At 68.9% G+C, this 9,961-nt stretch carries 13 protein-coding genes and 1 tRNA gene; 6 read left to right on the forward strand and 8 right to left on the reverse strand.

All coding sequences use genetic code 11. The annotated features are described in order from the left end of the window. Positions 1 to 133 precede the first annotated feature (133 nt). Positions 134 to 1,285 (forward strand): tyrosine-type recombinase/integrase, encoded by a 1,152-nt coding sequence (locus AB0M20_RS12300; protein WP_364297312.1) that lies wholly within the window; start codon positions 134 to 136, stop codon positions 1,283 to 1,285. 43 nt (positions 1,286 to 1,328) lie between these two features. Here the strand turns inward: AB0M20_RS12300 and AB0M20_RS12305 are convergent. Both AB0M20_RS12305 and AB0M20_RS12310 read right to left on the reverse strand, forming a co-directional pair. Beyond that, positions 1,329 to 1,402 (reverse strand) — tRNA-Gly (locus AB0M20_RS12305). A gap of 58 nt (positions 1,403 to 1,460) precedes the next feature. Further along, complete coding sequence (locus AB0M20_RS12310) at positions 1,461 to 1,961, reverse strand: pyridoxamine 5'-phosphate oxidase family protein (RefSeq protein ID WP_364297314.1); 501 nt, start codon at positions 1,959 to 1,961, stop codon at positions 1,461 to 1,463. 55 nt (positions 1,962 to 2,016) lie between these two features. Between AB0M20_RS12310 and dcd the strand changes: the two genes are divergently transcribed. Both dcd and AB0M20_RS12320 read left to right on the forward strand, forming a co-directional pair. Next, entirely contained in the window at positions 2,017 to 2,595 is a 579-nt protein-coding gene (gene dcd / locus AB0M20_RS12315) for a dCTP deaminase (RefSeq protein WP_364297316.1), read from the forward strand. A 143-nt stretch (positions 2,596 to 2,738) separates the two neighbouring features. Next, positions 2,739 to 3,053 (forward strand): hypothetical protein, encoded by a 315-nt coding sequence (locus AB0M20_RS12320; protein WP_364297318.1) that lies wholly within the window; start codon positions 2,739 to 2,741, stop codon positions 3,051 to 3,053. On the opposite strand, the gene AB0M20_RS12325 is transcribed toward AB0M20_RS12320, so the two are convergent. After that, positions 3,037 to 3,924, reverse strand: coding sequence for a hypothetical protein (locus AB0M20_RS12325; RefSeq protein WP_364297320.1), 888 nt, complete (start codon positions 3,922 to 3,924; stop codon positions 3,037 to 3,039). The genes AB0M20_RS12320 and AB0M20_RS12325 overlap by 17 nt on opposite strands. Before the next feature lie 54 nt (positions 3,925 to 3,978). On the opposite strand from AB0M20_RS12325, the gene AB0M20_RS12330 reads away from it, so the two are divergent. Next, positions 3,979 to 4,254, forward strand: coding sequence for a YciI family protein (locus AB0M20_RS12330; RefSeq protein WP_364297322.1), 276 nt, complete (start codon positions 3,979 to 3,981; stop codon positions 4,252 to 4,254). Here the strand turns inward: AB0M20_RS12330 and AB0M20_RS12335 are convergent. From AB0M20_RS12335 to AB0M20_RS12345, 3 genes are read right to left on the reverse strand one after another with little or no spacing between them, the layout of a single operon-like run. Continuing rightward, the gene (locus AB0M20_RS12335) at positions 4,234 to 5,124 is read right to left on the reverse strand and encodes a phosphotransferase (RefSeq protein ID WP_364297324.1); all 891 of its coding nucleotides are present in this window, start codon (positions 5,122 to 5,124) and stop codon (positions 4,234 to 4,236) included. The two genes, AB0M20_RS12330 and AB0M20_RS12335, sit on opposite strands and share 21 nt — an antisense overlap. An 11-nt stretch (positions 5,125 to 5,135) precedes the next feature. Then, a complete protein-coding gene (locus AB0M20_RS12340; RefSeq protein ID WP_364297326.1) occupies positions 5,136 to 5,429 on the reverse strand; it encodes a hypothetical protein in 294 nt (97 codons plus the stop codon). A 48-nt stretch (positions 5,430 to 5,477) separates the two neighbouring features. Beyond that, a complete protein-coding gene (locus AB0M20_RS12345; RefSeq protein WP_364297328.1) occupies positions 5,478 to 6,035 on the reverse strand; it encodes a phosphoribosyltransferase family protein in 558 nt (185 codons plus the stop codon). A 150-nt stretch (positions 6,036 to 6,185) separates the two neighbouring features. Here AB0M20_RS12345 and AB0M20_RS12350 point away from each other — a divergent pair, with 150 nt between their 5' ends. Next, positions 6,186 to 7,292 (forward strand): PP2C family protein-serine/threonine phosphatase, encoded by a 1,107-nt coding sequence (locus AB0M20_RS12350; RefSeq protein ID WP_364297330.1) that lies wholly within the window; start codon positions 6,186 to 6,188, stop codon positions 7,290 to 7,292. Here the strand turns inward: AB0M20_RS12350 and AB0M20_RS12355 are convergent. Next, positions 7,289 to 7,435 carry a hypothetical protein gene (locus AB0M20_RS12355; protein WP_364297332.1) on the reverse strand — a complete coding sequence of 49 codons (147 nt, stop codon included), beginning with the start codon at positions 7,433 to 7,435 and terminating at the stop codon, positions 7,289 to 7,291. The genes AB0M20_RS12350 and AB0M20_RS12355 overlap by 4 nt on opposite strands. Positions 7,436 to 7,716: 281 nt before the next feature. On the opposite strand from AB0M20_RS12355, the gene AB0M20_RS12360 reads away from it, so the two are divergent. Then, positions 7,717 to 9,573, forward strand: a complete 1,857-nt coding sequence (locus tag AB0M20_RS12360) for an acyl-CoA dehydrogenase (RefSeq protein ID WP_364297334.1) — start codon at positions 7,717 to 7,719, stop codon at positions 9,571 to 9,573. Between the two features lie 41 nt (positions 9,574 to 9,614). Here AB0M20_RS12360 and AB0M20_RS12365 read toward each other — a convergent pair. After that, on the reverse strand, positions 9,615 to 9,961 hold a 347-nt coding region (locus AB0M20_RS12365), incomplete at its 5' end, for a histidine phosphatase family protein (protein WP_364297336.1).

The following is a 9,961-nucleotide window of genomic DNA, read 5'->3' on the forward strand; positions in this document are numbered from 1 at the left end:
CGGCGTATCCGCTTCTATCACGTCGGCAAGTACGTCCGGTTCCACCCGGACGACCTCGCCGCCTACATCCGCCGAGGCCAGGTCGATCCGATCAGGCCCGTTCTCGCCTACAACACGAAGGGAAACCCCGCCTATGGCTAAAAAGCGTCGCTTCGGCCGGGTTCGCAGGCTTCCATCCGGCCGGTTCCAAGCGCGCTACGCCGACCCGACCGGCATCGACCGGCCAGCACCCGCAACCTTCGCGACCAAGACAGACGCGGAACGGTGGTTGGCCGGCGTCGAATCCGACATGAACCGCGGTACCTGGCGCAATCCCGATGTTGGACGAGTACTGCTCGACAACTACCTGACCGAGTGGATTGACCACCGCTCCGGCCTGCGTCCACGCACGGTCGACCTGTACCGCTGGCTTCACCGCAAGTACCTCGCCCCATCGCTGGGAGCAAAAATCTTGAGTGATCTGACGCCGGGCCTGATTCGTTCCTGGCGTGCTGACCTACTCGCCGATGGCGTGAGCACCACGATGACGGCCAAGGCTTACCGCCTTCTGCGCGCCGTACTTAATACCGCTGTAGACGATGAATTGATCCGCCGAAATCCCTGCCGCATTGTCGGTGCCGGAATCGAGCGATTTGCCGAGCGCCCGACCGCTACGGTCGACCAAGTCTTTCAACTCGCGGACACCGTCCCGCATCGCGTTCGAGCCCTTATTCTTCTCGCCGCATTCACCAGCCTTCGCTACGGCGAGCTGGCCGCGCTGCGCCGCCGTGACTTCGATCAGCGCTGCAAGACCCTCACCGTTCGCGCAACTCTCGTCGAACGCCAAGACGGCAGCCTAACGTTCGGTCCTCCCAAGACAGACGCCGGCCTCCGCACGGTCACCATTCCCGCAGCCATCCGGAGTGACATTCGCGCTCACCTCACCGATCTCGTCGCTGATGATGCTGACGCCCTGGTCTTCACCGGCGTGACCGGTGCGGCACTACGTCGATCAAATTTCCAGCGCACCAGCCGTTGGACCGAATCGGTGACAGCTGTCGGCCTGCCCGGATTCCACTTCCACGACCTGCGGCACACCGGAAACGCGCTCGCATCTCGGACCGGTGCAAGCCTCGCCGACCTCATGGCCCGGATGGGTCACGCCTCAACACGGGCCGCGCTGATCTATCAGCACACCGCACAAGAGCAGGACGAGCGAATCGCCGAGGCCCTCAGCTCCCAGATCAAGAAGGGCCGCGATCGGGCACGCAACGGGCACGACAAGCGCAAGAAAAGGCCAGAATGAGCGAAGGGCAGGTCGAGAACCCGTCTCGACCTGCCGCCTTACCTGGAGCGGGTGACGGGAATCGAACCCGCACTGTCAGCTTGGGAAGCTGATGTTCTGCCATTGAACTACACCCGCAGAGCTGCACCCCGCCCGAGCAGACCAGCCCCCGGCGCGGCCCCGTCATGCTACCCGATCAGGTGGCCACCAGTGAACGGGCTAAGCGTGCGGCCGGGTCCCGCCACGTCCGGGTGATCGGTGGCCTTCTCGCCGCGAACGGCAGCGCGCCCGCGTCGCCGTGCCTACGCAGCATCGCCGACTCCACCGACAGCTCGAACAAGCGCCAATCGACCGACGGCGAAGCGTGTAAAGCCACCGCCAGCCCGCCGATCACCAGCGGGTCGTCGACCGGAGTGGCGACGCCGGTCAGCATGGCCTCGTCGTCGTTCTCCTCCGGCGGATACGAATGCAACGCATATCGCCCGTCCCGCTCCAGGTCACGGCGTTTCGGCGAGTCCACCACGAAGCAATACAGCCCCTGCTCGGTGATCACCGGCGACACCGGGTGGATGCGCGGACCACCGTCGGGCCGCACGGTTGCCAGGTAGGCAAGCCCCGGACCGTACTGCTGCAGCAGCGCGCGCACGCCGGCGGCCAGGGCGGGGGACGCGGCGACGAAGGTGGACCAGGAAGCCATACCCGCGATCATATCGAACACATGTGCTAACCGGCCACTGAACTATGGTGTTGCGATGCTGCTCTCCGACCGTGACCTGGTCTCCGAGATCAAGTCGGACAATCTCGCTCTGGAGCCGTTCGCGCCGGAGCTGATGCAGCCGTCCAGCATCGACGTGCGGCTGGACCGCTTCTTCCGCGTGTTCAACAACCACCTCTACACGCACATCGACCCGTCGGTGCAGCAGGACGACCTGACCGCTCAGGTCGAGATGGCCGACGGCGAGGCGTTCGTGCTGCACCCGGGCGAGTTCGTGCTGGCCTCCACGCTCGAGGTGATCACGCTGGGCGACCAGCTCGCCGGCCGCCTCGAGGGCAAGAGCAGCCTGGGCCGCCTGGGCCTGCTCACCCACTCGACCGCCGGCTTCATCGACCCCGGCTTCTCCGGGCACGTCACCCTCGAGCTGTCCAATGTGGCCAACCTGCCGATCAAGCTGTGGCCGGGCATGAAGATCGGGCAGCTCTGCATCTTCCGCCTGTCGTCACCGGCCGAGCACCCCTACGGTTCCGCCGTCTACGGCAGCCGTTATCAGGGACAGCGCGGCCCCACGCCGAGCCGTTCGTCGCAGAACTTCCGGGTCTGGCCGACGGGCTGAAAGAGCATGATGTCGTGCCTGGGCGGGTGGTTACGCGCCGCAGCTCCCGCCGAGGCCGGGCGTGCGCATCTGGCCGCTGACGCGCCCAAAGCGATGCGCCCACCCTTCATTCTGATTGCCGACTCACCCTCAAACCGGCACCCATGCTGTCCGAGCGCCTGACCGCACTGGCCAGGGCGGGCGGCGCCGCAATAGTTGACGCCGCGGTCGCCGGCGGCTGGACGGCGGCCAGAACCCGGATCGCCGAGGTGTTCGCGGCCGGCGATCAGCACCGGATCGACATTGTCGAACGGCGGCTCGAGGAGACGCGTACCCGGCTTGATGAAGTGCCCACCCCAGAGCTGGAAGCCCTCCGCCTGCGCCTCACGCTGAGCTGGTCCACCCGCCTGGAGGACCTGCTCGACGAGCACCCCGACGCCGCCGACCGGCTCGAGCGACTGCTCAGCTCAGGAGCGTGACCAGCGCGTCCGGCGCCTGGCGGAGAGTGTTCCCGGAGTTCGCCGGGGCCATCACGCGCCGGCAGCTGTCCAGCTCGACGTAGATGTTGCCCGACAGCAGCGCGAACCTGCCCGCCGGCATGCGACAGGCCGTGGCCGGCCCGGCCGACGCGAGGTGACGCTTCACGGCCGCCCACTCGGCCGGCCTGAGCCTGCGGCCCGACTCGAAGTCACCGGCCGGCTTCCCGTTGCCCTGCTCACTCGCCGGCACCCGGTAGACGCACAGCTGAGGCAGCGCCCGGTCCCGGGTCAGGGGCCGCATCTCCCCGTCGACGGCATCGGCGCCGGTTGCCGCGATCATGTCCGACCAGGTCTGGGAGCAGCCCGATTTCGCGGCGCCGGCCGACTCGATCTCGGCCACGACGCGGGTGCTGACCCGCGATCTGGTGAGCCCGTCGATCGCCTCCAACACCTGGGGCTTGGGCGTCCCGCAGGCGGTGGTCGGGAAGCCGGGCCGGACCCATCGGCCCTGCTCGTCGAGCAGCGCCAGCCAGGGACCGGTGATGAGGATGCTCTGGCAGGGCATGTCGGTGCGCGGCTCGTCGGGCAGCCGCAGCGCGGTCAGGAGGTCCGCGATGTCGTCGGCGCGATCCTCGACGGCGACCAGGTCGGTGCCGCCGTCGGGCCGCTTCTGCGAGTCCTGCGCGCAGATGATCGCGGTGACCGCCCGGAAGTCGGCGCTCAGGTCGGGCAGGGTGAGCGCCGCCGCGTCGCCGTTCGGGTTGGCGGGGCAGGATGTCCAGGACGGGTTCGAGGGCGACGCCGGGCGGGTGCTTGCGCAGCCTGCGGCCACGAACGCCAGTAGGGTGATCAGAACACGGAGGGTACGCATACCGAGTACGACGGGTCGCTGGTCAGGGGGGTTCCGGTCCTCGATGATGAGGCCATGTACCTCATGATCTCCACCTATCTCGCGCCGCTCGAGAAGCTCGACGAGGCTCGGCCGGCGCACGCCGCGTTTCTCGACACGCTGGGCGACACGGTGATCTCGGCCGGGCGGCAGGATCCGCCGGTCGGGGGCGTCGTGCTGCTCGATGCCGCCACCGTCGAGGAGGCCGAACGGATCATGGCCGACGACCCGTACGTGCAGCGCGGGCTGGCGCGGTACACGGCGACCGGCTGGAAGCCGTCCCGCGGTGTGTTAGCCGGCTACGTCCGCTAGCACGCGCTTCAGATTCCACGCCGCGATGTCGCGCATCCCCTCCGGCCGCGGGAAGTCGCCGTCCACCAGCAGCAGCGGCCCGGCGACCAGCGACAGGCACATGACCAGCCGGTACAGGCGCATGCGCGCGGGGTCCAGCGGCACGGTTCGCAGGTGCCCGTAGAGGTCGCCGAACCGGATCTCCAGGAAGACGTGCTCCCACTCGGCGTCGAAGATCATCGTGCCCTCGATGTCGATCAGCACCGGCTGCCCGTCGTCGTCCACCATCACGTGGTCGGGGCCCAGCTCACCGTGGATGAGCCCGGCTTCCGCGCGTGGCTCGATGGCGGCGTACCGGCTGGTCAGCGCATCCTCGACGGCCGCCCGCCGGGCCGCGAGCCCGGGCACCCGCCGAGCCGCCTCGGTCAGCGACCGGCGGCCGCGCTCCAGCACTTGATCCTCCGGACGACCGTCCGGCACGCCGCGGTGCGAATGCATGGCCAGCAACGTGGCACGCAGCCGGGCGAGCAGGACCGCGGCCGCGTCGCCGTCGAGGTGCTCCTCGAGCTTCCCCCCGCGAACGTCCTCGATGACCGCGAGATCTCCGTCAAGAGCCACGATCTCGGGTACGCGCACGCCGAGCGCGCTGAGCGACCGGTGGCCGGAGAGGAAGTCGTCGCGCGTCGGCATGCCCCCGAACGGTCCGGCGTCGATCGCGGTGGCGGCCGGCCAGAAGTTCTCGTCGGGATGCCAGCGATAGACCAGCACGGTCCCGCCGCCGGCCCGGGTGACCCGGTAGACGCCCTTGGTGCTGCCGCCCTCCAGCCTGGTGATCGAGGTGGCGTCGGGGATCAGACCGCGGACCGAGGGAAGATCCAGAAAGGTGCGCACCGCGCGAAGTCTTACGCACGCCGGGAGCGCACGCGACCGATTTCTCCCACGATCATGTTGATCAGCACCGTGTTGAGCAGATAGCCGGCCAGGATGCTGCCGACCATCATCGGCCCGGTCAGCCAGCCCTCGCCGAGCAGGAACACCGGCGCGAAGATGATCGACACCGGCGAAGTGAGCGCGATCAGGAAGATGCCCGCGATGCCCAGGCCGACGGCCGGGCCGGCCGCGATCATGAACGCCGTGGCCACGAGGACGGCGCCGAGATACAGCCGGGTGACCCAGTTGCCGACGAAGAAGCTCATGCCGACCATCCTTCGGACGGCGGGCGCCGGGCTCCTGAGTTCCCGTACTCAGCCCACCACCGGGGCCGAACTCAGATCGTCACCGGTCAGCAGGCCCCGGATGCTCGGGTCGCGGGGGCACTCGTTGACGATCACCGCGGCGCCCAGCGGCGTCGCGCCCAGCTCGGACACCACCTGGTAGAGCGCCCGCGACTGTGCGCCGGTCGCCGCCCAGTCGTCCACCACGAGCACCCGGTCGCCGCGTTTGATCAGCGCCGACCGGACGCCAAGCCGCTGCCGGTCGCCGCGGTGGTCGGTCGGCACCTCCACCCAGGTCATCGGCTCGGCGATCGGCCCACGCGCGGCCCGCTCCCGGTACGCCTCGACGAAACCCACGCCGAGTGCGCGCGCCACCAGCGGCCCGACCAGGAACCCGGTCACCTCGGGCGACACCACCACGGTCGGCTGGTCGGCGGCGAACAGGGCGCCCAGCGCCGAGCCCAGGCCGTCCAGAATGTGCGGATCGCGCCACCAGCCGGACCGATCGCTGACGACCATGTCGCTGCCCTCGAACGGATCCGTCCACCGGAAGGCGGTGATCAAGCGGTCACGCAGGTCGGATGCCACCGCAACATCCTGCCACCGAGGTGCCACGGGCCTGGGGGGTATGGCCACCGACTGAACGACGCCGATCTACCGGGTGGTCAGAACCTCATCAGACGACGGGTCAACTTGATGCGGTCCCGTTCTGGAATCAGGCATGCTGTGCGCGTACCCATGCCTTCTTTTCTCGCGACGGGCCGCAGAACCTTGAGCCCAGGAAACCGCGCCGGACTCGGCGCGGCCCTCGTGCTGCTCGCCGCCGTGTCCGCCGTGGAGCTGATCGACACCGAGCGCGCCGACTTCGTCGGGCTGTTCGCGGCCGTGCCGTTCCTGGCCGCCGTTCTCGCGTCGTGGCAGACGGTGCTCGGCGTCGGCGTGCTGGCCACGGTGGTCGGCATGGTCCTCGCGAGCACGGACGACTCGGTCGCCGGCATGGTCAACGTCGTCGGCATCATGCTGGCCACCGGCATCGCGTCCGCGGTGGCGACCATCCGGCAGCGTCAGGCCACCCGGATCGCCGAGCTGATGCGGCTGGCCTCGGTCACCCAGCAGGCGGTGCTGCGTCCGCTCGGGCCGCAGGTCGGGTCGCTGGCGGTGTCCGGGCGCTACATCTCGGCGACCGCGGCGGCGGACATCGGCGGGGACCTCTACGAGGCGCTGGACACGCCGTACGGGGTGCGGATCATCATCGGCGACGTGCGCGGCAAGGGCCTGGACGCGGTCCGGCTGGCGAGCATCGTGCTGGGGTCGTACCGGCACGTCGCGTACGAGCGGGCCGATCTGCGCGCCATCGTGACCGATCTGGACCGCGCCGTGGCCCGCAGCGTCGGCGACGAGGATTTCGTGACCGCCGCGCTGGTCGAGGAACGCGGTGGCACGCTGACCATCGTCAACTGTGGACACCCCGCGCCGCTGCTGCTGCGCCGCGGTCAGGTGATCGCCCTCGATCCGCCGGCTCCCGCGCCGCCGCTGGGCTTCATGCCGGTGGCCCAGCCCAGGGTGGAACGGCTGGAACCGGGCGACCGGCTGCTGCTCTTCACCGACGGCTTGGGCGAGGCCCGGCGCGACGGTGAGTTCTTCCCGACCACGGACCGCGCCTGGCGACTTCTCGGGCACGGAACGGTCGGCGACGGGCTGGCCTCGCTGGAGACCGCGCTGGTCGATTGGGTGCACGGCCGTCTCGACGACGACATCGCCCTGGTGTTGCTCGAGTACTCCGGACCGGCCGCCGACCAGGCTCAGCCGATGCCGAGCTGGGAAGTCGGAGCGGCCGGCTCCTAGACGACCGCGGTTTCGGCGGTCGGTGCGTCCGGCGTGGGGTCGGGCGTCGGCTCGGGTTCCGGCAGACGGTGCTTGCCCACGTACCGGCGGGGCTGGTCTGCCTGGCGAGGCTCCGGAATCAGGCTCTTGATCGTGGCGAACACGGTGACCTCCTGGCCTTGGGTACTTCGCTCACGTACACCTGGAGCAACGAGTCGATCCGGTCGTCGATACGTCGCGCACGGCGCGGCAACTTGCAAATGGCCGAACGGTTGTCCCACTTCCCACCCGATCGGAGACGTTTAGAGCACGGATCGACGGACTCTGCCCGCCACGACGAGGTTTCTCACAGATCTTCTTCCTCCTTGTCGATGTCTACCGGCCGGTAATACAGTGAGTGTTACTGACGGGTAACTCACGTCCGGGAGAAGCGGGGCAGCCACCCATGACGCATTACAAGAGCAATCTGCGCGATATCGAGTTCAACCTCTTCGAGGTGTTCGGTGCCAACGAGGCCTTCGGCCGGGCGCCGTATGACGACATCGACGCGGACACCGCACGCGACGTGCTGCGTGAGGTCAACCGACTGGCCCGCGAGGATCTCGCGGCGAGCTACATCGACGCCGACCGCAACCCGCCGGTGTTCGACCCGGAGACACACACCGCCCCGCTGCCCGAGTCGTTCAAGGACGGTTACGCGAAATTCATGGCGTCGGAGTTCTGGCGCCTCGACCTGCCCAGCTCGATCGGCGGGACGCTGGCGCCGCGGGCGCTGTGGTGGGCCATCGCCGAGAACGTACTGGGCGCCAACGCGCCGATCTGGATCTATGCGAACGGCCCGTCCTTCGCTCACGTCCTGAAGGTCGAGGGCACCTCTGAGCAGCAGAAGTGGGCGCAGCTCTTCGTCGACAAGCAGTGGGGCGCCACCATGGTGCTGACCGAGCCGGACGCCGGCTCGGACGTCGGCGCCGGGCGCGCCCGGGCCATCCCGCAGGCGGACGGCAGCTGGCACATCGAGGGCGTCAAGCGCTTCATCACCTCGGGCGAGCACGACCTGAGCGACAACATCATCCACTACGTGCTGGCCCGCCCGGTCGGCGTCGAGGGCGTCGGCGGCCCGGGCACCAAGGGCCTGTCGTTGTTCCTGGTGCCCAAGTTCCACTTCGACGGCGAGACCGGTGAGCTGGGCGAGCGCAACGGCGTCTACGCCACCAACGTCGAGCACAAGATGGGCCTCAAGGTCAGCAACACTTGCGAGCTCACCTTCGGCGAGCACGGCACCCCGGCGAAGGGCTGGCTGCTGGGCGAGGTGCACCAGGGCATCCGCCAGATGTTCATGATCATTGAGTACGCGCGCATGATGGTCGGCACCAAAGCGATCGCGACGCTGTCCACGGGCTACCTGAACGCCCTGGAGTACGCGAAGAACCGCGTCCAGGGCGCCGACCTGCTCCAGCAGGCCGACAAGACCGCACCCCGGGTCACCATCACCCACCACCCCGACGTGCGGCGTTCGCTGATGCTGCAGAAATCGTATGCCGAGGGGCTGCGCGCGCTGGTCACGTACACCGCCACCTGGCAGGACAAGGTGGCGATCGCGGAGGCGGCCGGCGACACCGAGACGGCGAAGGCCGCGAGCCGGGTCAACGATCTGCTGCTGCCGCTGGTCAAGGGCGTGGGCTCGGAGCGGGCGTACGAACTGCTCAGCCACGAGTCGCTGCAGACCTTCGGCGGCTCCGGCTTCCTGCAGGACTACCCGCTTGAGCAATACGTCCGCGACGCCAAGATCGACACCCTGTACGAGGGCACGACCGCGATCCAGAGCCTCGACCTGATATTCCGCAAGATCGTGCGGGACAACGGGCAGGCGCTCGCCGTGGTGGCCTCCGAGATGCAGGCCTTCATCGAGTCCGAGGCCGGCAACGGTCGGCTCAAGGAGGAGCGGCTGGCGCTCGGCAAGGCGCTCAGCGAGCTCACCGCGATCATGGGCACCCAGATGGGCTGGCTCGCCGCGGCCCAGGGCGGGGACACCCGCGAGCTCTACAAGGTCGGCCTCAGCTCGCGCCGGGTCCTGCTCGCCCTCGGTGACGTGGTGGTCTCGTGGCTGCTGATGCGGCAGGCCGAGGTCGCCCTCCAGGCGCTCGGCGGCGAGGTCAAGCCGTCCGACAAGCCCTTTTACGAGGGCAAGATCGCCAGCGCCCGGTTCTTCGCACGCGAGGTGCTCCCGCGGATCGGCGCCGACCGCCGCATCATCGAGAACACCACGCTCGACATCATGGATCTGCCCGAAGAAGCCTTCTGACCCCCTCTGTCGAAGGGCCCCTTTTCGCAAAGGGCCCTTCGTCATCCCCGCGCCGTGTGCAGCAGCGTCCGGTGCATCGACCCGGGCTCGGCCGCGGACCAAGGGCCTTGCGACTTGTGTACGGCCAGCCCGCACGTCTTCAGGACCGGCGCGTCACCCGCGGGATCGAGCAGGTGCGAGATGTCGGACATCGTCGGGTTGTGCCCGACGACCAGGACCGTGCCGACGTCGTCGGGGACCGCTCGCAGCAGGTCGATGACCTCGGTCCGGCCGCCGTCGTAGAGCCCGTCCTCGTAGTGCACCTCGGGCGACGCGCCGCCCGGGCTTCCCTGGGTCAGCGCCACCGCGACGCCCTGCCACGTCTGCCGGGTGCGAGCGGCCGAGGAGC

This window comes from Actinoplanes sp. NPDC051633, from assembly GCF_040681735.1.
GTDB lineage: Bacteria > Actinomycetota > Actinomycetes > Mycobacteriales > Micromonosporaceae > Actinoplanes.

Bases quoted from the DNA above. Each gene is read 5' to 3' on its own strand.
- AB0M20_RS12310 (WP_364297314.1), bottom strand. From the start codon at position 1,961: ATGGCTTCCTGGTCCACCTTCGTCGCCGCGTCCCCCGCCCTGGCCGCC.
- dcd (WP_364297316.1), top strand. From the start codon at position 2,017: ATGCTGCTCTCCGACCGTGACCTGGTCTCCGAGATCAAGTCGGACAAT.
- AB0M20_RS12350 (WP_364297330.1), top strand. From the start codon at position 6,186: ATGCCTTCTTTTCTCGCGACGGGCCGCAGAACCTTGAGCCCAGGAAAC.
- AB0M20_RS12360 (WP_364297334.1), top strand. From the start codon at position 7,717: ATGACGCATTACAAGAGCAATCTGCGCGATATCGAGTTCAACCTCTTC.
- AB0M20_RS12330 (WP_364297322.1), top strand. From the start codon at position 3,979: ATGTACCTCATGATCTCCACCTATCTCGCGCCGCTCGAGAAGCTCGAC.
- AB0M20_RS12300 (WP_364297312.1), top strand. From the start codon at position 134: ATGGCTAAAAAGCGTCGCTTCGGCCGGGTTCGCAGGCTTCCATCCGGC.
- AB0M20_RS12325 (WP_364297320.1), bottom strand. From the start codon at position 3,924: ATGCGTACCCTCCGTGTTCTGATCACCCTACTGGCGTTCGTGGCCGCA.
- AB0M20_RS12320 (WP_364297318.1), top strand. From the start codon at position 2,739: ATGCTGTCCGAGCGCCTGACCGCACTGGCCAGGGCGGGCGGCGCCGCA.
- AB0M20_RS12340 (WP_364297326.1), bottom strand. From the start codon at position 5,429: ATGAGCTTCTTCGTCGGCAACTGGGTCACCCGGCTGTATCTCGGCGCC.